The organism is Dulcicalothrix desertica PCC 7102 (genome assembly GCF_003991905.1).
Classification (GTDB): Bacteria; Cyanobacteriota; Cyanobacteriia; order Cyanobacteriales; family Nostocaceae; genus Dulcicalothrix; species Dulcicalothrix desertica.
Window position 1 is genome coordinate 164,688 of sequence record NZ_RSCL01000009.1, and the last position, 24,471, is coordinate 189,158.

The following is a 24,471-nucleotide window of genomic DNA, read 5'->3' on the forward strand; positions in this document are numbered from 1 at the left end:
TAGCAAGAAATCAGGTTGATAAGACTTGACGCTTTGTTTTCAGTGTGAGAATATATTCAAGAAATAATCTTAAAAGTGTAAGGGAATGGTATACCAATGGACAGTTACACTACGAATATTACTATGAATCAGGAGCTTTAGATGGTTTATGTAAAGAATGGTATGAAAGTGGGCAATTAAAAATAGAATGTTTATATAAGCACGGTATTATTGTTAGTAAAAAAGAATGGGCTGAAGATGGAAAGCTAATTGAAGAATATCAGCTTAATGAAGGTGACAAAAATTTTCAATTATTAAATAAGTTAAGCAAACTGAAATAAAATTGACCAATCTACTAATGCTCAAAATCAAAAGATAAAACCACCAAACTTTGGCATTTTGATGGGCGCCTACTAACAACATTACCAGAACTAGGCGCCGGAGTTATAAGCATCAATTTTACTATAGAGTACTAAAAAACTATAAAAATTTATTTTTACCACAGAGACACAGAGTTCACAGAGAGATATATTAGACGTAAAACCAAATATTTAACTCAATATGTCTCCCGTAAGTGTAGGCGCCAGTACTAAGCGTAAGCAAAATATAACTCCCAAAATATGGCTGTTGTTAGTGGGGGTTAATGAGTACATGGATGAATTACTTTCTTTGCGGTATCCTGCACTCGACTGTCAAGGTTTAGCTGAAGCGTTAGAAACTGCGACACGACAATTTTCTGATATTTATATTGCGACTTATCACGACTTTGGTCAGTTACCTGTTTTAGAAAATGTCCGACAGTCTTTAACGATGATAAGCAAAGGCGCCAAAGCTGCTGACACTATTTTATTTTATTTCTCTGGACATGGTATAATAGATGCCGCGACACAACAAACTTATTTGTGTTTACGCGATACTCGTAAGGATAATTTAGAAAATACCGCTTTTGCACTTCACGAATTATTACAGCTTCTAGAAACTTCGTCTGCACGTCATCAACTTGTTTGGTTAGATGCTTGTCATAGTGGAGGAATGACACTACGAGGAAGTACTTTAAACCCGACATCTCAGTTATTACAAGTTTTACAAAACGCTGCTGCTGCTAGTAATGGTTTCTATGCCATGCTTTCGTGCGATAATAATCAGCAGTCCTGGGAGTTTCCAGAGTTAGGACATGGTGTGTTTACATACTACCTGATGCGGGGGTTACGAGGTGAAGCCGCAGATAATCGTGGTATTGTGACAGCAGATGGACTTTATCGCTACGTTTATCATCAAACTCTAAGATATATAGATAAGACTAATCAACAGTTACGTTTAATTAACCAGCAACGACGCAGCAAGGGAGACACACATTTATATAGTGAATATCCTCTGCAAACACCAAAGCGTATAGTCGAAGGTGTGGGAGAAATTATTTTAGGGAAAAAATCAATTATCGAAAACTCTCGTCGAGTTGCTTTGGTTATCGAAGGTTTGACGAGTAATACAACGTTGACTTTGAGTAAACTGTTACGAACTCAAGGTAGTTTCGATATTGAATATCTATCTGCACATGATACTACACACTCTTCGGCGCCCACAAATATAACCAGTTCTATCCAAGCTTGTTTACAAAATAATCTCAATACTACAGTACTATTATATTTACGGGGTAAGTTAGAGGATGCAATATTAACGGTTGGGGAAAATATTTGTTTGAGTCGTGACTGGTTACGGCAACAGTTACGTCATTCTTCGTGCTTACATCTTATTATTATCTTAGATTGTCCTGATAGTAAAACGTATATTTCTGATTGGGTCGATGATTTACAGATGGACACAGACAAAGGTTTATGTATTATAGCAGGCGCCTCTGGCAATAACGATTTTGCCAATTCTTTAATCGAAACTCTCTCTTCAGTTGACTCTTACACTGGGTTAACCGCAGCAGGATGGTTGACACAATTACAAATTATTAGCACTGCTCCACTATATATATGGTTATCTGGTATGCAGGGTGTTATCGAAGTTGTCCCCGTACAAGAACATAGTTTAATTCAAAATACAGACTTAGGAATTTGTCCTTATTTAGGTTTACATGCTTTTAGTGAAAACGATAGTCAATACTTTTATGGTCGTGAAGCTTTAACGCAGCAGCTACTCAATCATATCGCATCGCAATCATTTCTTGCTGTCGTCGGCGCCTCTGGCAGTGGAAAGTCTTCGGTCGTTCAAGCTGGGTTAATTGCACAACTACGACAAGGTAAACATTTAGCTTCTAGTGACTGGCTTATTTATAGTATACGTCCCGGCGCCAATCCTCTCGATACTTTAGTCAAAAAGTTAGAAAACGAAAATAATATCCTCGAAGCACTACTTTATCAAGGTGTCGAAGGTTTTGTTTACTGGTTGCGAAGTAAAGAAGCAATGGTAGTCTTAGTTATAGACCAATTTGAAGAACTTTTTACACTGGCGCCAAATCAAGATAGACAGCATTTTATAGAATTAATCTTGGGAGCGTTGGAATATGCCAGCGATAAGTTTAAACTCGTAATTACACTGCGTGCTGACTTTATCGGGTCAAGCTTAGAAATTCCCACCCTTGCTACATTACTCCAAAAATCGAGCGTATTTGTACCCCCACATCTCAATGACGACGAATATCGTAGCGTTATTATTCACCCAGCAGAAAAAGTGGGACTACAAGTAGAACCCAGCTTAGTTGAAGTTTTATTACAAGAACTTCAACATTCAGCAGGAGATTTACCTTTATTAGAATTTGTCTTGGAAGAATTATGGCATCATCGTTGTGAAGGTAAATTAACTTTATCAGCATATCAGCAACACTTGGGAGGTATTGCAGGCGCCCTAGAAAGAAAAGCCAATTCCGTATATGCTGGTTTAGATGATGAAAGTAAACAATGTGCTAAATGGATTTTTCTTGCTTTAACTCAGTTGGGTGAAGGTACCGAAGATACGCGACGACGTGTATTAAAATCTGAGTTAGTAGTGAAAAAGTTTTCGCAAGCTTTGGTAGAGAGTACTTTACAAGCTTTAACGACGGCAAAATTAGTAGTTGTAAATGTTGAAGAATCATTAGGCGCCGAACCAGATATAATGTCCTTACAACCAAGTGTTGAAGTTATCCACGAAATATTAATACGTCACTGGTCAACTTTACGATGGTGGTTAGAAGAAAATCGCAGCAGAATTAGAATTCATCGTCAAATTGAACAAGCTGCAAAATTATGGTTACAGAATCACGAAAATAATGACTTTTTACTGCAAGGTGTACGTTTAGCAGAAGCTGAAGATATTTATATTAAGTATACCTCGGAACTTTCGTTTGATATTCAAAGATTTATCGAAGCTTGTTTAGTTGAGCGTAAAAGACTGCAATATCAAGAAAAAAGAAGACTGCGACAAGCACAAAGAGCAGTAATTGCCCTCAGTATATTAGGTATTATCGCATGTAGTTTTGGTGGTTTAGCTTACTGGCAACGTCGTGAAGCACGGATAAGTGAAATTCAAGCATTAAATCAATCATCAAAAGCAAATCTGTTATTGAATCAACAGTTAGAAGCATTAGTTGCCAGTATTAAAGCAGGAAAACAGTTAAAAAATACTTTTGCCTTACCATCTCATCTTAGAGTAGCGACAATCACCACACTTGAACAATCTATTTCGCAAATGCAAGAACGAAACCGTTTTGAGGGACACGAAGACGGAGTTATCAGCATTGCTTTTAGTAACGACGGTCAAATTATCGTGAGTGGCAGTTTAGATAAAACGATAAAGCTGTGGAGCATTAACGGTAAACTTCTCAGAACTTTAACTGGACATACCGAACCAGTATACAGTGTCAGCTTGGCGCCCGATGGTAAAATTCTCGCTTCGGGTAGCGTTGATAAAACGGTTAAATTATGGAATGTCGAAGATGGAAGTTTGATAACAACCCTAAAAGGACATACTCAAAACGTTAATAATGTGGTTTTTAGTCCTTCGGGACAAACTCTTGCATCTGCGAGTTCAGATAAAACGATAAAAATATGGAGTCGTCAAGATGGGCGACTACTCAAAACGATTACAGGATATAATTTCCCCATTATCAGCGTGGTATTTAGTCCAGATAGTAAAAATATAGCTGTGGGTGGTGAAGACAAAACGATAAAAATCTGGGATATTAACAATGGGCGCCTGCTAAAAACGTTATTAGGACACCAAGGATGGGTAAATAGTCTTAGTTATACTAAAGACGGTAAAAATCTTGTTTCTGGAAGTGCCGATAAAAATATTATCCTGTGGAACGTTGCCGACGGCAAGTTAATTAAAACCATACCAGGACATACAGCTTCAGTTTGGGGTGTCCGTTTCAGTCCTGATGATAAAATGATAATTTCAGCAAGTCGGGACAGAACGATTAAACTTTGGAACCGTAACGGCAGTATATTAGAAGAATTCAAAGGACATAATAACGGTGTTTATAATGCAGTCTTTAGTCCAGACGGAAAAAATATCGCATCCGCTAGCTTAGATAATACACTAAAACTATGGCGGCGCCGAGACATTTCACTATTAGATGTATTGAGTGGACACAATAATGGAGTTTATGCAGTTGCTTATAGTGTTGACGGTAGTAAAATAATATCAGCCAGTGGTGATGGATACGTCAAAGTATGGAACCGTAATGGAATATTATTAAAAAGTTTTGCTGCACATAGTAAAGAAATATATAGTATAGCTGTTGGTAAAGATAAATTTGCCACCGCAGGTAGTGACGGCGCCATCAAGATATGGCAAAATGATAAATTAATTCAAAGCATCAACGCTCACAATGCAGAAATTAATCATATAACTTTTAGTCCAGACAACAAATTAATTGCCTCTGCGAGTAAAGACAACACTGTAAAAATCTGGGAAGTTAGTACAGGTAAATTACTTCATACATTAGAACACATAGCAGAAGTATATGGAGTTAGCTTTAGTCGAGATGGAGAAAATATCGCATCTGCGAGTGTAGATAAAACGATAAAATTGTGGCGCCGCAGTGATGGTAAATTATTAAATACGCTTTCAGGTCATCAAGACTGGGTGTATAGCGTCACCTATAGTCCAGACAATAAAATTATAGCTTCAACGAGCGCAGATAAAACGATAAAATTGTGGCGCCGTGCCGATGGAAAATTGCTTCGTACACTCAGAGGACATACAGCAGAAGTATATAAAGCAGACTTTTCTGTTGATGGTAAAACTATAGCCTCAGCATCTGAAGATAAAACAATCAAACTTTGGCATATCGATGGGCACCTAATAACTACATTACCAGAACAAGGCGCCGGAGTTATGAACGTAAGTTTTAGTCCTGATAATAAAACAATAGTATCAGGTAGTATAGATAATAGCGTGAGAATTTGGCAGTTTGATAATAATCAAATAAAGACTTTAGAAGTTAATCAGCTAATTGATAATGGTTGTGAATGGGTCAAAGATTATTTAAGCAGTAATTCTAAGGTTATGTTGGAAGATAAACTTTGCAACGGATAAAACGGATGTAACGGATTATTATTATATATCATTATATAATCTCAATGTCGTCGCTGATTGCGGAATTGGTAATTGGTAGGGTGCGTAAAAGCCTTTACTATTCATCAATAAAATGCAAATTAAGCTGCTTTTACGCACCATATAGGTTCTATCGCAATACTGCTCGTTTAAGGATTTTTTGCAATGATTACCGACATGTAGAGACGCGATTAATCGTGTCTCTACAAGGTTTTGGGTTTATAGAATTTTCTTAACCGAGCAGTATTGGGTTCTATCGTGTCTGATTAATAATAGAATTAATTTGAGGTAATGCTTCAGTACCACCAGGACCTTTTGGTCTTGGACGTACTCGTGTATTAATCTTTGAATCTATTCCTGGTCGTGTTTGTAATGCATCACTTCCACCTGGACCAGGTGGTTTTGGTCTTGTTGTATCTGATATTCCACCACCTAGCTTGGCGCCTGTAGATATGGGAACATTAACATGGGTCTCAACATTGACTTTTTGTACTTGCTGCAAAGTATTGGTTTTTGCAACTTCACCAGCAAAACTTACTGTAGCGCTTCCCAGGAGTACAACTATTCCTATTGCAAATTGTTTAATCATATATTAGGTACCTTGTATTTTTAGATACTGTACGTACTTGTTTGGATTCACTTCTCTATATGTTTGGCTTGTTGTGTTTATGCACCCTGTCATATATTTATATACAGTGGCGCCTATGAAATTTACGCAAATAAACAAGAAACCGGGTTTCTACGCATTCATTGTCGCAGACAAATAGTCATTTTTATTACAATCTTGACAAAGAAACCCGGTTTCTAAAATTCTAAGATAGTGGAATTGTAATTGTAAATTCGGCGCCACCTTTAGGGGTTGAATGTACATTTATGGTTCCGTGATGTTTTTCTACGATCACTTGTCGTGCGATAGCTAGTCCTAACCCTGTACCTTTACCAACTTCTTTGGTAGTAAATAGTTGGTCGAATATACGTGTTTTGATATTTTCTGTTATTCCTTTACCGTTGTCTTGAATGCTAATTATTAATTTTTCATCACTGATGTTGGTGGTGATGGTTATACAATTGGGGTTGGTTGCAATTTCGGTAAAGCTACGTCCAGTGTTTGACTCTTCTAATGCATCGATGGCGTTGGCTAACAGGTTCATGAATACTTGATTTAGTTGTCCAGCGTAGCATTCAATTTGAGGTATTATACCATAGTTTTTAATGATTTGAATTTCTGGTCTGTTTTCTGTGGCTTTGAGTCGATGTTTGAGAATTAAAATTGTGCTATCTATACTTTCATGGATGTTGCATAGAATAGGATGGTCACTATCTGCACGGGAAAATGTTCTGAGACTGTTGCTTATTTCTTTGATGCGTTGGGTGCTGAGTTGAATAGAATGAATTGTTTTTGGCAGGTCTTCGTGTAAAAATTCTAAGTCTAATGCTTCTAGTTCTTGTTGAAGATGTTGGGGAAGTAGGGGACAAGCTTGTTGATAAATGTTAATTATTTGGAATAAGTCTTTACTATATGCTTCGGTGTGGTTTATATTGCCGCTAATACAGCCGACTGGATTATTGATTTCGTGTGCGACTCCTGCTACTAAGTTACCAAGTGCGGACATTTTTTCATTATTTACTAGTTGAAGTTGAGAGGTTTTCAAGTTTTCTAATGCTTCGGTTAGTTGAGTGGTGCGTTCTGTAACTTTTTGTTCTAAGCTCAGGGTCAGCTTGTGTAATTTTAGATGTGTTTTTACCCTTGCTAGTACTTCTTTTTCGTGGAAGGGTTTGGTAATATAATCTACGGCGCCTATTTCCAATGCTTTGATTTTACTTTCATTATCGGAAAGAGCAGTCATAAATATTACAGGAATATTATTATTTACTGAGTCAGCTTTTAGGCGCCGACAAGTTTCAAAACCATCGATACCGGGCATCATAACATCAAGTAAAATTAAATCAAAGTCGCCAACTTGCACTTGTGCTAATGCACTTTCTCCATCTAGAGCGATTGCGACTTCAAACCCAGCATCATACAAAGTTTCTGATAATACTTCTAAATTTGTTGGTGTATCATCTACAATCAAGATTAATCCATTATCTATCATACATCCCCCTGATTTAAATAAGATTCAATTAATTGTTCTATTTTCTTGGCTTGAAATTGTTTTGCAAGCGGTTTAATCAAATTTGCAAAAGGTTGATATGAAATATCACGTTGTTCCCACTCTTCAAGCATTTCAGTGATTTTTTTCAAGCGACCTTGTTGAGCTAACTTGAGTAATACCTGTAATTCTTCGGTTAGAGGTGTAATTATTGCTATATCATTTAATTCTAGGGTATTGGAAATTCCCTTGTCTTCAGATTCATATTGCCAATCTATATCTAGATATTTTTCTAAGATGGCGAATAATTCATCTGCTTGTACAGGTTTAGGAAGAAAATCATCTCCTCCTGCATCTAAACTCATTTGTCTATCAATATTTGCAACTGAGGCAGAAGATACTATTACTATATAGTTGTTTAAATCTTCTGAATGACGCACCTGTTTTAACATTTCAAACCCATTCATAACAGGCATTGCTAAATCAGTAATAACTAAGTTAGGCTGTTGGGAGCACATTTTATTTAATCCTTCTTGTCCGTTCGGTGCCTCTATAACGTCAAAACCAATAGGTTCTAATAGGTGGCGAATTACCGAACAATTTTCCCAACGGTCATCTATAATTAGAACGGAGTGTTTTTGTCCTGTATAGCCAATAATTTTTTGCAGGCACCTGTTAGTTTGTTGTACCCAGTTATAATCAATAGGTAATTCTACTTCAAAGTAAAAGTTACTTCCCACACCCAACTGGCTTGTAACTTGAATTGTTCCATCCATTAACTGAACGATTTTTTGACTAATAGCTAGTCCCAGACCTGTACCTTCAGATTGACGCTTTTGGTCTCCTACTTGTTCAAATGCTTGAAATATGGCGCCAACTTGGTCTGCGGCAATACCCACACCAGTATCTATAATTTGGAATTTAATGTATTTACTGTGTTTTCCTCTTGATTCTATAACATCTACTTTGAAAGTAACGGCGCCGTTATCAGTAAACTTAATAGCATTACCTAGTAAATTAATTAGTACTTGTCGCAAGCGTTTTTCATCGGCTTGAATACCTTCTGGTAAACTAGCATCAGGTTGATAAATAAACTCAATATTCTTTTGGTCAGCACGAATACGACAAATTTCTACGACACCTTGTAAAAATGACGGGAAGTAAAAAGATTGAGGATATAACTCTAATTTACGAGCTTCAATTTTAGATAAATCTAGAATATCATTAATCAACGTCAGTAAATGGGCGCCGCATTGATGAATAATATCAACACCATGTTTCTCTTTTTGAGGTAAAGCTTTAGAACGTGCCAAAATTTGAGCATATCCTAAAATACCATTGAGCGGGGTTCTTAACTCATGACTCATATTAGCCAAAAACTCGCTTTTCGCATGGTTTGCACTATCAGCAACTTCTTTCGCTTGTTGTAGTTCTGCTGTACGTTCTGTAACTCGCTGTTCTAATTCTTCATTTGCTTTCTTTAGTTTAAATTGTGCCGTGCGGTTTTCATGAATAACAGCCAAGAGAAAATAACTCGTCAACGCAATTACACAAATAAAAGATTGTAGTAGCATTAAAGATTCTGTGACTGAAGATTGGACGAATGCTCCTAAACCACGAGCAGTTCCAAAAATAGCGACAGCAGAAATTACAACTACAAGCAGCGTTGACTGTGCTGCTCCAAACCGGAAAGCCGACCATAATAATAGTGGAATCATCATATATTCCACAGGATTACCAACCCAAAAAGCAAACCTACTGATAATTAAGAGTAAAATCAGTAACACTGCAAATTCTGCTACTGATGAGGATTTGAATTGTATACGGCGCCAAAATTGACTTACCCAAACTAATACAAAGGGTGTAATAATTAACCTACCAGTAATTACACTAATAGACCAAGTTTGCCAAATTACCCCATAAAATTCCCAAGAAGCTTTTCCAGTCAGACACAACACAGCTACAGCAAAGCTAGTTGTTATCATCGGACTTGGCAGAATTAGAATCAGAAACTTGAATACATTTCGTGAACTTTCAAACAGGCGCCTCCCTGAGCGGTTACTATTCAAAAAACGACTCAGTAGCCATCCTGTAATTAATGGTTCTATAGTACTAATAAAAGATATACCAAGAATTGTTGGAATATCTTTATAGAATAAAAGGGAGTTAACGGTAAGTTCGCTCAAAAAAATAGGTAGTCCAACTCGTCTACCGAGTAGTAAAACCATTGCTAAGTAAAACCCTGACGAGGGCCAAATAGCAGATGCTCCATCCTTGAACGATACAAACTGAGAAAGATTAGCTAAAACATAGTGGGTTGCTGTAAGCATTACGGTTATTACAACCCAGTTGTTATATAGCTTAGTAAGGTGTGGCGCCACCAATTTAGTACGCAGCATAGTTATATAACAAATTCTGCTGTTAGTATGCCCAAGCAATATAGAGATGTAACAAGAGTGACGGCAGGTTTTTGTGAAGTTGTCGGTTGTAGAGTAAACTATTGTTACAAAGGCATAATTTATTTAACGTTCAGAATTTAAACAGGAGTCCTGCGTGTACTATTATCCAACCTACCCGCCATATTTTGTACTTGTATTTGGATTATTTGCGGCTATAACATCGGGTGCAGCACTCGCTGGAACTCTAAAAACAGTTGTGACTAAATGGCAAAGCAGTGGCGCCGAGAAGTCTGGTACTACTTTATCGAAAAAAGCTTTATTATTCCCATTTTTGGGTGTAACCATTGGTTTAGTGTCGTTTTTAGTGTCAGGTTTAGAAATATTTGGGTTTCCTCCAAGTCTCGCTTTAGCTATAGGTTTACCTATTGCGCTGTTGACATGTTTACTTATGTGGGTACAGCTTGGCAGCATGATGACCTTCGTTGAAACACGCGGAATGAGTTCTTTAGATTTAGATTCAATGAGCTAGATTTTAAATTACCTGACCGCAATACACCTTATCAATAAGGGTAAGGTGGGCACTGCCCACCCTACGCAAAAACAAGCTTTACAAGCTCTTTAATTGTCAATAAGTACCTTTACTTTTTTAAAAATAATTCTGACTTGTACTAAGAGCAATTTAAATATTAGTATTATGGACGGGCAAGGATGCCCATCCCACAAAAAGCATCCCACAAAAAGCATCCCACAAAAAGCATCCCACAAAAAGCATCCCACAAAAAGCATCCCACAAGAAGCATCCCACAAGAAGCATCACACAATAAAGAGTTAACATGTGTGTGTTAAATCTTGCATATCAAACTCGTGATTTAGTCGGTTTACAACAAATTCATTACGCTGCTCTTCTAAATAATTCGAGACAACTGTGCCATTCATGCGAACACGGGAAACAACAATATGTATATCTTGTTCATCCACGCTTTGTGTTCGTGCCATTACATATTGACTTTTGTGCATTCCATCTCCGCTCAAAAAACCCATCTGTTCTAAATATCTGCGTGCGAGTTGATAGTAGTCATATTCACTTAGGTGCTGATTGCATTCTCCTAAATGATGTTCAGGGTCACGAGAATCTATTGAAAAAATAATGTGATAACAAGTACACCGCTCTTCTGGCTTGATTTCTTCAAACAACTCAAACTCTTTAGCTAGCATATCGCTGGTTCGAGAAGTCATATTAGTGTGGTCTAGAGTTGCTCCTAAATCATCGAGTACATACTTCACAACTACATCACAACTCGAATATTTAAATATTTTGTTAATCATTTGGATTGACCCTAATTTGTCTGTATCTCTGTTTTATATTTGCCGTGTAAAAATAACATCGATAATTACCGCAGATTTTATAATTACATATTCTTCATCATTTTTAGCTAAAAAAGGTTTTAATTATCAAGCTTGGTTCTGTAAATTAGGAATTTTAAATTCAACTTTTGTTTAAGTATTACTGAATTATTTTATTATAGAACTGATACTAATTTCGTGAAATTCTTAAAACTTGAAGTTTTGTGTCAAAAACTAAGGCTTATATATTAATAATATAAAACAAAAACTGAGTCAATATTTTCATTTTTGTAAATTTTTTCTAACAAATGGTTAAATCCCAGAAACCGGGTTTTTGTTGATAAATTGTAATAAAAACGCGGATTTTGGGTAGAAACCCGGTTTCTTTGAAGTTTTGTACTACAATTAGAGATATGAGAAATAGTAACATTGGGAACGTGCTGCGGCAGTCTCTGGGTGTCTTTCGCTATAGTGGGCGTGCTGTAAATTTGGTATGGACGACGAGCAGAAATCTTACTATTATTTTTGGAGTGTTGACACTGGCTGGAGGTATATTGCCTGCTGCAATGGCTTATATTGGTAAGTTTATTGTAGATGCAGTAGTCGCAGCATCACAGTCAAATAATGATATCTATCGTCCGTTGATGTTTGTTGGGTTGGAAGCTATAGCTGTTATATTGCTGGCAGCAAGTCAACGTGGACAAAGTATTTGCCAGTCTTTGTTACGGGCAATGCTTGGACAACGGGTTAATGAGCTTATATTAAGTAAGGCTCTAACTTTAGAGTTACCCCAGTTTGAAGATTCAGAGTTTTATGACAAGATGACTAATGCGCGTCGTGAAGCTTCATCGCGTCCGCTATCTTTGGTGACTCGGACTTTTGGGTTAGTTCAAAATGCTCTTTCCCTACTAACTTTCGGCGCCTTATTAGTCAAGTTTTCGATATGGGCTGTAATAATATTAGTCATTGCCGCTATTCCTTCATTTATTGGTGAAACTAAATTCGCTTCTCAAGCTTTTCGCCTTTTTAGCTGGAGGGCGCCCGAAACTAGGCAACAATCTTATTTAGAAACTCTGGTAGCTCGCGAAGATTTTGCCAAAGAAGTAAAATTGTACCAGTTGGGAGACATGTTGCTGCGACGTTATAGGAATAACTTCCATCAACTTTTCTATGAAGACAGAGATTTAACGTTGCGACGAGGGTTATGGGGGTACTTATTAGGGTTACTGAGTAACATTACTTTTTATATAACTTATGCGTGGATAGTTATCGAAACAGTAGCGGGACGAATATCTTTGGGAGATATGACGATGTATATTACTGTGTTTCGCCAAGGACAAGCAACTTTTTCCGGCGCCTTAACATCGATAGGCGGAATGTACGAAGATAATTTATATCTATCTAACTTATACGAATTTTTGGAAGCGGAAGTGCCAACGCGAATAGGTAAAGCCACCAAGGGAGTGGAGCTAGACGACGGAATTAGATTTGAAAATGTTAGCTTTACTTATCCAGGAAGTAATCAGCCAGCGCTTAGAAATATATCCTTTCACCTTAAACCAGGAGAAAAGCTGGCAATTGTTGGTGAAAATGGTTCAGGTAAGACAACTTTAATCAAACTTCTAACTCGACTATATAATCCTGACTCTGGAAGAATTTTACTCGATGGTTTGGATTTACAAGAGTGGGATGTAGATATATTACGTCAACGTATTGGAGTTATTTTCCAGAACTTTGTCCGCTACCAGTTTACAGTCGGTGAGAACATTGGTGTGGGAGATGTGCAGCGCATCGATGATAAAAAGCAATGGGAAATGGCGGCATCAAAGGGTATGGCAACACCATTTATTGAAAAATTGCCCGATAATTTTTCTACCCAGTTGGGTAAATGGTTTAAAGACGGACAAGAACTATCGGGTGGACAATGGCAGAAAATAGCCCTTGCGCGCGCCTTCATGCGAACCGATGCAGATATTCTAGTATTAGACGAACCAACTTCCGCTATTGATGCCCAAGCAGAATTTGAAATTTTTGAACGACTACGAACCTTGACCAAACACCAAATGGTCTTTTTAATATCACACCGCTTTTCTACCGTGCGAATGGCAAACAAAATCATCGTCATCGAAGGTGGAGAACTCATCGAAGAAGGAACCCACGAACAGCTCCTCAAAAAAGGCGCCAGATATGCCGAATTATTTACATTACAAGCATCCGGATACAAGTAAACTTCTCTTGTGGAACGGGCATCCTTGCCCGTCCCAACCAACATCTCAAACTTTAGTATGACTCTAAATAGCATTCTACGAATACTTTCATACAAACTTAAAAGTGATTGAGATTATTATTCTCAGTCACTTTTCGCTAGTGCAAATCTTTATGAAAGCCATTTCTTTAAAATAAAGCCTGTATTTTTATTTTCTCTTTAAAAATAAATTACGTAAGCCTACCCTAGTCTAATAGTAAAAATTAGTACCAAAATATATAAATATATCCGTAGAGTATGACTATTGAGCCTTGATTTATAAGGCTTTGAAGTGTCTCTTCATTTTTGTCTAAAGATTACTAACGCGCTTTCAACAGGGGTAGATACAATGCTTGATAATGCTGGAAATGTATTGAGTAACGCAAGAAGACTTAATCTTACATCCAATACACAAACGTTTACAGACTGGGTTGGTTCAAGCGACTTAAACGACTTTTACCGCTTTACTGTCAGTAGTCGCAGTAGCTTTAACCTTACATTAAATGGTTTAACAGCCAATGCGGATGTGCAAATCATCCGAGATATAAATTCAAATTTCCTTATTGATGGCACAAGCGAAATTATTAATGGTTCTTATGTACTTGGGACTGCAAGTGAATCCATTAGAGCAACTTTGGAAGCGGGTGATTATTATATTCGTATTTATCCAGGGTCAAATAGCTTAAGTTGGTTAAGCTCAAGTAGCACGAAATATAGTCTAAATGTTTCTGCACAAAGTGTCAATGCAGCTCCAAGTGCCCTACAATTCGGTCTTCAAAACTCCAGCATTAGAACCGGAGATACTTTAAGCACTATCAATGGTTGGGTTTTTGACTCAGATGGAGCTAATGATATTGCTAGAATTGATTTTCGAGTTGTTCACAACAATGGAACTTTTATTGATGTTGCGGATATTACTAGTGTAAATCCTAGTATTAATGAAAACCACTGGGGAAGATTTGACTACAATTTATCGCTGGCAGGTTTAAATTTAACGACAGGGAATTATACATTACGAGCTATTGCATATGATAAAGCAGGCGCCACAAGTAATGTTGTTGAACAAAGATTTTCGTTTACACAACTTCCAGTTAACACCGTACCGACTTCGTTACAGTTCCAAATTAATAAAACAGCATATAACAATACAGAAACAATCAGTATTTCCAACGGTTCAGTATTTGATGCAAACGGCGCCAGTGATATTTCTCGCGTTGACTTTAGAATTCGTAGAAGTGATGGTGTTTTTGTAGAGGTTAATGATGCGACAAGCTTTACACCAGCAAGTTCTAATAATCGTCTAGGTATTTTTAATTACAGCTTATCGCTAGCGAATTTAGGTTTAACGACAGGGAATCATAGCTTGTGGGCAATAGCATACGATAAAGCAGGCGCCACAAGTAATGTTGTTGAACAAAGATTTTCGTTTACACAACTTCCAGTTAACACCGTACCGACTTCGTTACAGTTCCAAATTAATAAAACAGCATATAACAATACAGAAACAATCAGTATTTCCAACGGTTCAGTATTTGATGCAAACGGCGCTAGTGATATTTCGACGATAGATTTTCAGATTCGTCGCAGTAATGGAACCTTTATTGATGTTGCGAATGTATCAAATTTCAGTATAAGTAACTCCGATAACCGCTTGGCAAATTTCAACTACAATTTATCACTGTCAAATTTGAATTTAGCAACAGATGATTATAGCTTGTGGGCAGTAGCCTATGATAAAGCAGGAGCTAGAAGCAGTGTTTTTGAGCGGCAATTTACAGTACTAAATCAACCTGTTACCCCTCCTAAAGCTGACTGGACATTCTTTGTCTACATGGCTGGAGATAATTTAGAGGACTTTGGCATTGAAGACTTTGTAGAAATGTCTGCCGTCGGTTCCAGCCAAAACGTTAATATTGTTGTTCAATTTGACCGCACAAGCAAGCAGAATGTTTCTGACCCTGACTGGCAGGATGATACTTCCCACGGTAACTGGACGGATACTCGTCGGGGAATTGTAAGAAGGGGAGATACTCCAGACTTAAACTGGAGTACAAGCATTGGTGAAGTTAACATGGGTGATACCAATACTCTCAGAAACTTCTTAACTTGGGGTACCACCAACTATCAAGCAAATAACTACGCCTTAGTATTGTGGGGTCATGGAAACGGTGCATCTGCTTCTTATGACGATATCAACCAAGATGGTATTACTAGCAATGAATTAAGTAGCGTACTAGCTGGTCTTTCTAGTCGCATGAGCTTAGTTGCAGCAGACTCTTGTTTAATGGGTATGACTGAATATGCATATGGAATCAGAAATCAAGCATCAGTTTTTGTAGGTTCACAAGAATTAGTTCCGGGAACAGGCTTTAATTACACCAAAGTTTTATCTGACCTAACAGCTAGTTCTAAAATAGGAGCCAGAGATTTAGGTTCGATAATAGTGAATCGCTATGCTCAAGAGTATAGAAACGTGACATATTTTGATACAACCTTGTCTGCAATTAACTTGGAAAGCATTAGCACATTATCAAACCGTTTGAGCAATTTTGCATCAACTTTTATGAGTAGTTCGACATCTCTTGACCGCAGTCGCTTAGAAACGCATAGCTATTATTCCGCAAATTTTGGAGAAGGGTATTTTAGCGAGTACTGCGACTTAGGTATTCTTCTTTCTAGAATTGCGAGTGATAATAGTATGAGTTTGGCTCTTCGTGTCGCTGCTGAATCTGCCCTAGGCACTTATAACACCGCAATTATCAACAATTTTTCTGCTGTCAATGGACGCGCGACTGGTTTATGCATTTATTTACAGGAAAGAGGGTACGGAGCTTGGAATTACAACAACTCATACCAAGCTTTTACATCAGATACAAATTGGGATGAATTTTTGAGTTGGTGGAAAAATGCATAATCAATAGATAATAGGCGCCCCATGTAGAGACGTGATTAATCACGTCTCTACATTGTTTTTTGGTTAAATTCAAAAATTATTACTAAAATCAGTTGTAATAAATCCCATCGAGCGGTACAATCACCACTTGTCTAATGCAAATGTTCTAACTTAAAACAGTGTCCACAACTCGCATTCTGGCTTTATTTAACCAAAGTGGAGGCGTTGGTAAAACAAGTTTAACCATGAACTTGGGTTATCACCTTGCACGAAGGAAAAAAAACCGTGTCTTACTTGTAGACATGGACCCCCAAGCAAGTCTAACTACTTTCATGGGTTTAGACCCTGATTCTTTAAACAAAACTGTATATGAAGCAATTGTTGGAGAAGAGGATTTACCTATATATCCCGAATTGATTCACAATATGGCACTGGTGCCTGCTAATATCAACTTGAGTGCAGCGGAACTTGAGTTAGTTTCTGCTTTAATGCGAGAAATGCGTTTAAAAAATGCATTGGCGCCAATATTAGATAATTACGATTACGTTCTTATCGATTGTCCACCATCTTTAGGCATTTTGAGTGTAGTGAGTTTAGTAGCTGCAACTCACGTATTAGTCCCAATTCAATGTCAATTTAAATCATTTCAAGGAACAGATTTATTACTTAAAACCGTCGCAGCATTAAAAAAAGGCGCCAATCGACAATTAGCTATTGCCGGATTCATTCCAACAATGTATGATTCCCGTACTGCTCAAGAAAGCAGAACTAGTAAAGCAATTTTTGAACAGTTATCACCCCTTGCTACGGTCTTTGACCCGATACCAAAAACAATTGCATTTGCCGACGCTAGCGAAGCGCGACTACCTATTGCTTTATCTAGTCCTAAAAATCCAGCCGTTGAAGTTCTCAAAAAAACAGCTTCTAAATTAGAGAAACTCAAGTGAAAACCAAAAAAGAACTACCCTACACAAGTCAACTCAAAGGAGTGGCCGCTTTACTCAGTAACCAAAGCGGTGCCTATGATAATGAAGTTCAAGAAATCAGAACCAACAGCATTCCCATTTCTCTCATTAACTTACCACCTTCTCAACCTCGACATTACTTTGACGAGCAAAAGCTATATGAACTGGCTCGCTCAATCGAAAAATTTGGAGTCCTCGAACCATTATTAGTTAGACCAGTAGCTAATAACAGATACGAACTAATTTCTGGAGAAAGGCGCCTGCGAGCCTCCAAAATTGCCGAACTCACAGAAGTACCCGTCAATATTCTCGACCTCGACGACTACACCACCGCTCAAGTCCGTCTCGTCGAAAACCTTCAACGCGAAGACCTCAACCCAGTCGAAGAAGCGAGTGCGATAATTTCACTGCTCGCAATACAACTTCACAAACAAGAAAGTGAAATTACAAGCCACTTCTATAGAATGCGTAACGCATGTGACAGAGGTGATGATTCCCAGAAGGAAAACGTTTTCTCCCAACCAGAGAGTATCGCAATTCAAGAACTCTTCAAAACCCTAGGGCGCCTGACATGGGAATCATTCATTAAAGTTCGCTTACCATTACTAAACTTACCAGACGACGTATTAAAAATACTCAGTAGTGGTAAATTAGAATATACCAAAGCGTTAGCAATATCTAGAATCAAAGACCCAAAACAACAAGCATCATTATTAGAAAAAGCAGTTGCCGAAGATTTATCATTGTCAGCAATAAAAAATCTGATTCGCGAACTCTCGGCGCCTGCAACAGGTAATAATGAAACAGCAACTCTTAAAGAACGCTACAAAACCCTATCAAGCCAATTTCTGAAAGCAAAATTATGGGACAATCCCAAAAAGCGTAAGCAACTAGAAAAAATGCTCGCCACCATCGAAACCATGCTAAACGAAGATTAGCAACGGATACAACGGATGTAACGGATGGGTTATTTTAGAGGGCAAATCCTTGTTTGTGACAGATAACTTATCCGTTACATCCGTTCATCCGTTGCCAGGATATCTATCTTAAGATAGTAAGCATAGTTACTTACCTCTCCTAAAGATAGTAATTTAAATCAACTAAAGACTGATTACATAACCATTTGCAAAAGTACATAATTTAGCTCAATAGCAGTGCTGAAGCGGCATTTTTCGCATATCCTGCTTTACTACTTCTTTATTAAACAAATACTTAAAAAATATGACCGCAGTAAATGGTGTAATGATGCAATACTTCCACTGGTACAATCCAGAGGATGGTAGTTTATGGAAACAAGTCGCTGAAAATTCCGAAGAATTAGCGAAAATTGGTGTAACATCGCTTTGGCTACCCCCTGCTTATAAAGGTACAGGTGGTGGAATGGATGTTGGTTATGGTGTTTATGATTTGTTTGACTTAGGTGAGTTTGACCAAAAAGGTTCTGTGCGGACAAAATACGGAACCAAAGAAGAGTATTTGCACGCGATAAAAACCGCACAAAAAGCAGGCATTAGAATATATGCTGATGCTGTATTCAATCATAAAATGGGCGCTGACCATGAAGAAGAAGCAGAAGCAACACCCTTTAATCCCGACAACCGTGGTGATGTAGTTGGAGAATATCAAAACATTAAGGCTTGGACACATTTTACTTTCCCAGGTCGCAATGGTAAATATTCCACTATGGAATGGCATTGGTGGCACTTCGATGCAATCGATTACAATGCTTACAATGGGGAAGCAAACGCAATTTATTTACTTAGAGATAAAGAATTTGACCACAACGTTGATTTAGAAAAAGGCAATTTTGACTATTTGATGGGTTGTGATTTAGATATGGACAACCCAGAAGTCAAAGGAGAGTTAAAGTATTGGGGTGAGTGGTATTTAGATACTACTAACGTTGATGGCTTTCGCTTTGATGCTGTCAAACATGTATCATCACATTTCTTTTTGGAATGGTTGGAACATGTCCGCAACTATGTACAACGTGAAGTTTTTGCAGTCGGTGAGTATTGGTCATATGATGTAGAGGCTTTACACAACTTTATTTCTGTCACCAATGGTAAAGTAACATTATTTGACGCACCTCTTCACTACAACTTCCACGTTGCTAGTAAATCTGGTAATAACTACGATTTACGAACCATTTTTGATAATACACTAGTACAGCAACAACCTACTTTAGCTGTAACTTTAGTAGATAATCATGATTCTCAACCTTTACAGTCTTTAGAGTCAGTCGTTGAATCTTGGTTTAAACCATTAGCATATGCGTTAATCTTACTGCGTCGCGATGGATATCCATGCATATTCTATCCTGATTACTACGGCGCCCATTACAAAGACTATGCGAATGATGGAAATGAGTACGAAATTTGGATAGATAGTCACAAGTGGTTAATTGATAAATATTTATTTGCGCGTCAAACATACGCATACGGCGACCAGTATGATTATTTTGACCATGCAAACACAATTGGTTGGACTAGACTAGGTGACGAAGAGCATCCAGGTGGAATGGCAGTTGTAGTCAGTAACGGTAGTGAAGGTACTAAGTACATGGAAGTCGGACAACCTAACTGTACTTATATAGACATTACCGAACATATCAGCGAACCTGTTACGACTAACGAAGAAGGTTGGGCAGAATTCGGTTGTCCTGCGGGTTCAGTCTCGGTATGGGTTCCTCAAAAAGCATAGAATTATCAAGTCTAAATTTAAGCCAATTCTTGAGATGTGGTGTACCACGTCTCTTTTTTATGTCGGAGGGTATATGCTGGCGCCTAATTATTTAATTCAAAATTGTTAATGATAAAGAATATAATTTAATAATATGAAGCTCTTAAATAAAGTTGCAGTTATAACTGGCGGTGGTTCTGGAATTGGTCGTGCTACAGCAGTTTTGTTAGCTTCAGAAGGAGCAAAAATTGTGATTATTGACCGTAATATCGAAGCAGCAGATGAAACAGTCAGCAAAATTCAACATGCTGAAGGTATAGCTATAGCGATTGCTGCTAATATTGCCGATGCTAATCAAATGCAGCAAGCATTTAAAAAAATTATTGATGAATTTGAAAGAATTGATATATTATTTGTGAATGCGGGTATTAATGGAGTATGGGCGCCAATAGAAGATATTGAAATCGACGAGTGGCAACAAACAATCGATATTAATTTGAATGGCACATTTTTAACTTTAAAGTATGCAGTGCCTCATCTCAAAAAACAAGGTGGCTCAATCATAATCACATCATCCATCAACGGTACCCGCAGCTTCCGAAAAGTAGGCGCCACTGCATATGCATGTACTAAATCGGCTCAAGTAACTTTAGCAAAAATGTTAGCACTCGAACTAGCTGCCAATCAAATTCGAGTTAATGTAATATGTCCAGGTGGAGTATTAACAGGTATTGAAGAAAGCGTTACCAAACGTCACCTAGATTGGATACCAAATTTAGGCGAATTTATCAAAGATAATATTCCCCTGACAAAAAATACTGCCCTCGGTAGCGAAGATGTAGCAGAACTCGTATTATTCCTAGCATCAGACGCATCTAGATATATTACAGGTACCGAAGTCTGGATTGACGGTGGAGGTTCTTTATCTTAATCTTAATCTTAATCTTAATGTTTACATCTATCTTGTGGAGCGGGCATCCCTGCCCGCCCCGCCCGTAGTGAAGCGCTCAAAATGACAATTTGCTCAACTAATCACAATTATGAAGCAATAGCTTGGGGTTCTGGTTTGGGTTTTTTCTCAAATACTTGTATATTTGGTTCAGTCAATACAAACCCCGATTCAGTATTCTCACCCATTTTACCAGCAATTGCAGCTACCCACATTGGATAGTTTGCTTGAGCATCTTCTAACTTTTTAAAAACTTTTGGCTTTACAGTAATGCTGACAACTCGACCATCACAGTCGATATCAAAGGATTTCCAGTTATTCTCCACCGTTTTAACTGCGGCTGGAAATTCATTAATTTTGATAGTGACTTCCAGTTTTCCTTGTGTAGTCATAATGTTCTAATGGAATCAAATTACACACGTGTTTTTTGTTTTTAGAGTTTTCTATTACTCTCAAACACAAAAATTGTTACATCCAAAATTCAATTGGTGGTTTTATACTTACAAAATTTTACAAATAAAATTAATTGGCGCCGACTGAACAGTTACATCAAATAGGTTTAAAATCATACTGGTCTTGCCCGTCTTTGTTGACACCAATTTTTTCAACTTTACCTATGACACCAAATTTGGAGTTTGCGTCAATTTTACGGTCGCCCTCTTCAAATCTGATATTGTCATTGAAGGCGCCTTGTGCAGAAAAGCCAGGAGCAGATATAATTCTCTGTAAATCTTGGCGAATATTTTCTTTTGAGTTTTGTAACTGCTGACTTTTATCTAATGCTGTGGTAATTACTTTAGTTGCATCATATGTTGTAGCAGTACGCCAGTTGATAGGAGCATTACCCCAAAAAGCTTTAGCTTGTTTTTCAAATTCGGTTGGCTGTTGACGATTTCTTAACCAATGTACCGCAATAATTAAATTTTTAGATTTTTCCTTTAAATATAAGGTGTCTGAGCTATACATTGTATCTCCACCTAAAACTTGAATTTTATCACTGTCATTCAAAGCTTTTAATAAATCTAATGCTTTTGGAGAGTCATTTGAACCAGGTACTACTAACAAAGCTCCTGCTTGACCTCTAATTGCATTTAAACAATCAGTTTGGTCAAAATTACTACTATTAAAAATGCACTTCATATTGTCATTAAAATAAAGACTCTTATCATTTAGTTTGTTTATAAAGTCATTTCTATAAAGCTTACTATATTCAGAATTATTACTATAAGCAATAGCAAATTTTTGATTAACGTTGTTTTTCCAGTAATCAAATAATGTGTCAATGGCAACCATATCATTTGCTGGAGTACGAAAAATATATTTACCTAAAAAATATGTGCGATGATTTTTAACTGAGTCTCTAACCGCAGTACTAATAGGAGATATTGCCACTATTCTATTTTCGTCGTATACATTACCCGCTTTGGCTGTTGTGTTACTGGTAGAATGACCAACGACTGCTAGAAAATCTTGTTGAACAATTTCTTGAGCTACTTTGGTTGCTAAATCATCTTTACTTCCATCTCCAAAAACCGCTACCCGCAACATTCTATCTTTTATTCCGCCTTTACAATTTACCTCGTTTTGGACTTGTGCTACTCCTCGCAACATTTCTAAGGCTATATCAGGTTTAGCTGCTTCAGCAAAACTAAGTGGAATTACAACAGCAATTTCAATAGGATTATTTTGAGATTGTGGTAAAGTGCATTTATTTTTCTCTACATCAAGTTTTTGACCCAGAAATTTAATTTTACTTGAATATTCTTCTTTGGGGTAGTAGCTGATAGCATTATTTAAATAAATTCTTGCTTCTGGGTCATTTAGATTATTTGAAAGTGATGTCGAAAAATAGTTAATAGCTTTATCTAATTTCAATATTGCAGAGCTTTTATCGTTTTTTAAAAAGTCTAGAGCTTCTTTAAAAGCTTTGGCGCCGTTTTCTCTGGTATTATTGTTATTGTTTAAAACGGTAAAAAACTTTTGCCCGTAGCTTGATAAACTGACTTGTGCTTGTGTCATTGGTGTCTGAACTAGCGTTTTATTCGTAGGTATTAGTTTTGGTGGCTCCGAATCTGTTACAATTTTTGGATAATTCTGTAAAACTAAAATTAAAACAAACGAGAATAGTGATAATGCCATTAAACCTAATAAAATCTTCGTGCGACGAGAAGTACTAGCAACAAAACGTTGAATACTAGATAGCCATGAAAGAATTTTTGACCTTTTAGACCACCGTAATGGTTCGGCATTACGATTTTGATAAATAACAGGTAGCCAAGAAGCACACGGGTAACGACCTTCTAATGCTTCTAAACGTTCACAAGCTTCTCGCACTGATGAATACAGTGATTTTCCTGTGGTAAAACATTCTAAAAAATATTGTAAAAATTTGCGTGCGACTTCATCGGGCACCAGTTCCCGCATTACAATAATTTGCGGGACTTTAACGTTATCTAGAACTGCCGCTAAACCAAGTCCATCACAAGAATTAAAAATAGCTAACTTTAAACCCTTCTTGACTGCTTTCTTTAAACTTTGCTTTAAATCTCTAAGCGATAAATGCTCAGTATCGTTAATCGCTAATTCTCCACTTTTTAACCCTGGATGACTAGAACTATGACCAGCAAAGAATAATACATCCCACTTTTGGTTCCAAAGCTCGTCACTTAATTGTTCTCTGGTTGGTTTTGTAATTTGTGTAACTTCTGCTCCTTTCGCTCTTAAACTATTCAATAACTGTTTATCTTCTTTTAGCTTTAGTCCCTCATCGCTACCACCAAACACAGCCAATATTCTCACTGGATATCTTAACGGTGGATTCGCTGGAGTATCTTGAAGACTTAATGCAAAATATGTATTCTCCCGGTTTTCAAATAAATCCCACAAATGCCAAGGTAGCTTTTTCAAACAAGCACTATCTATTTGCGAATTACCAATTTGTGTATTATTTTTCTGAATGTTATCAAAGTGAAATATAACCCGAAAAAATTCATCGCTTTTGAAAGTATTCTCTATTTTCAGCCTTATTTCTTGCCACCCAAACTGAGCCAACCATAAAATAAAGCTGTCTTGCAATCTCTCTGCTGCTGTCTGACAGTCTTCCACTAACGAACAATTTGTAATTTGAGCAGGGGGCATGGTAATGGGAGCAAAATTAAACTTGCTCCCTAGTTGGTGGTACGATGTGGCAAACTCTTCATATAACCGAGGTATATCTGGCGCCGCAGCCACATTAAAATGATAATCAAAATCATTCATTCCCTTACGGATGCGTAAATCGACTCTAAATCCTCCATCAAAGCTGCCGCTATTAATGATAACTATAGCTAAGTTGCTCATATTACATATATATAGATATTTAAAGGCACTGGTCTTTTG

15 protein-coding genes are annotated in these 24,471 nt (G+C 37.3%); 9 read left to right on the plus strand and 6 right to left on the minus strand.

The genetic code is table 11. The features are described from left to right. Positions 1 to 44: 44 nt before the first annotated feature. Both DSM106972_RS20090 and DSM106972_RS20095 read left to right on the plus strand, forming a co-directional pair. A complete protein-coding gene (locus DSM106972_RS20090) occupies positions 45 to 320 on the plus strand; it encodes a toxin-antitoxin system YwqK family antitoxin (RefSeq protein WP_127082547.1) in 276 nt (91 codons plus the stop codon). Positions 321 to 540: 220 nt separating this feature from the next. After that, complete coding sequence (locus tag DSM106972_RS20095; RefSeq protein ID WP_127082378.1) at positions 541 to 5,505, plus strand: nSTAND1 domain-containing NTPase; 4,965 nt, start codon at positions 541 to 543, stop codon at positions 5,503 to 5,505. Between the two features lie 271 nt (positions 5,506 to 5,776). Here DSM106972_RS20095 and DSM106972_RS20100 read toward each other — a convergent pair whose 3' ends face one another. The 3 genes from DSM106972_RS20100 to DSM106972_RS20110 form a co-directional block, all read right to left on the minus strand. Beyond that, complete coding sequence (locus DSM106972_RS20100; RefSeq protein WP_127082379.1) at positions 5,777 to 6,112, minus strand: hypothetical protein; 336 nt, start codon at positions 6,110 to 6,112, stop codon at positions 5,777 to 5,779. Positions 6,113 to 6,335: 223 nt separating this feature from the next. Then, positions 6,336 to 7,619 carry a sensor histidine kinase gene (locus tag DSM106972_RS20105; protein ID WP_127082380.1) on the minus strand — a complete coding sequence of 428 codons (1,284 nt, stop codon included), beginning with the start codon at positions 7,617 to 7,619 and terminating at the stop codon, positions 6,336 to 6,338. After that, the gene (locus DSM106972_RS20110) at positions 7,616 to 10,015 is read right to left on the minus strand and encodes an MASE1 domain-containing protein (protein WP_127082381.1); all 2,400 of its coding nucleotides are present in this window, start codon (positions 10,013 to 10,015) and stop codon (positions 7,616 to 7,618) included. Before DSM106972_RS20110 ends, DSM106972_RS20105 begins: the two co-directional genes overlap by 4 nt. A gap of 154 nt (positions 10,016 to 10,169) precedes the next feature. Between DSM106972_RS20110 and DSM106972_RS20115 the strand changes: the two genes are divergently transcribed. Beyond that, a complete protein-coding gene (locus tag DSM106972_RS20115; protein WP_019497409.1) occupies positions 10,170 to 10,544 on the plus strand; it encodes a hypothetical protein in 375 nt (124 codons plus the stop codon). A gap of 299 nt (positions 10,545 to 10,843) precedes the next feature. Here the strand turns inward: DSM106972_RS20115 and DSM106972_RS20125 are convergent, their stop codons facing one another. After that, on the minus strand, positions 10,844 to 11,341 hold the full coding sequence (locus DSM106972_RS20125; RefSeq protein WP_127082382.1) for a relaxase/mobilization nuclease domain-containing protein: 498 nt from the start codon (positions 11,339 to 11,341) through the stop codon (positions 10,844 to 10,846). Between the two features lie 431 nt (positions 11,342 to 11,772). Here DSM106972_RS20125 and DSM106972_RS20130 point away from each other — a divergent pair, with 431 nt between their 5' ends. From DSM106972_RS20130 to DSM106972_RS20155, 6 genes are all read left to right on the plus strand, one after another. Continuing rightward, positions 11,773 to 13,587, plus strand: coding sequence for an ABC transporter ATP-binding protein (locus DSM106972_RS20130; protein WP_127082383.1), 1,815 nt, complete (start codon positions 11,773 to 11,775; stop codon positions 13,585 to 13,587). A gap of 366 nt (positions 13,588 to 13,953) precedes the next feature. Next, the gene (locus DSM106972_RS20135; RefSeq protein ID WP_127082384.1) at positions 13,954 to 16,518 is read left to right on the plus strand and encodes a clostripain-related cysteine peptidase; all 2,565 of its coding nucleotides are present in this window, start codon (positions 13,954 to 13,956) and stop codon (positions 16,516 to 16,518) included. 158 nt (positions 16,519 to 16,676) lie between these two features. After that, on the plus strand, positions 16,677 to 17,444 hold the full coding sequence (locus DSM106972_RS20140) for a ParA family protein (protein ID WP_127082385.1): 768 nt from the start codon (positions 16,677 to 16,679) through the stop codon (positions 17,442 to 17,444). Beyond that, on the plus strand, positions 17,441 to 18,400 hold the full coding sequence (locus tag DSM106972_RS20145) for a ParB/RepB/Spo0J family partition protein (protein ID WP_127082386.1): 960 nt from the start codon (positions 17,441 to 17,443) through the stop codon (positions 18,398 to 18,400). Before DSM106972_RS20140 ends, DSM106972_RS20145 begins: the two co-directional genes overlap by 4 nt. A gap of 283 nt (positions 18,401 to 18,683) precedes the next feature. Further along, positions 18,684 to 20,165 carry an alpha-amylase gene (locus tag DSM106972_RS20150; protein WP_127082387.1) on the plus strand — a complete coding sequence of 494 codons (1,482 nt, stop codon included), beginning with the start codon at positions 18,684 to 18,686 and terminating at the stop codon, positions 20,163 to 20,165. 133 nt (positions 20,166 to 20,298) lie between these two features. Then, positions 20,299 to 21,075, plus strand: a complete 777-nt coding sequence (locus DSM106972_RS20155) for an SDR family oxidoreductase (RefSeq protein ID WP_127082388.1) — start codon at positions 20,299 to 20,301, stop codon at positions 21,073 to 21,075. A 107-nt stretch (positions 21,076 to 21,182) separates the two neighbouring features. Here the strand turns inward: DSM106972_RS20155 and DSM106972_RS20160 are convergent, their stop codons facing one another. After that, entirely contained in the window at positions 21,183 to 21,485 is a 303-nt protein-coding gene (locus DSM106972_RS20160; RefSeq protein WP_127082389.1) for a fertility inhibition FinO-like protein, read from the minus strand. A gap of 157 nt (positions 21,486 to 21,642) precedes the next feature. After that, positions 21,643 to 24,432, minus strand: a complete 2,790-nt coding sequence (locus tag DSM106972_RS20165) for an ABC transporter substrate-binding protein (protein WP_127082390.1) — start codon at positions 24,430 to 24,432, stop codon at positions 21,643 to 21,645. Between the last annotated feature and the right edge of the window lie 39 nt (positions 24,433 to 24,471).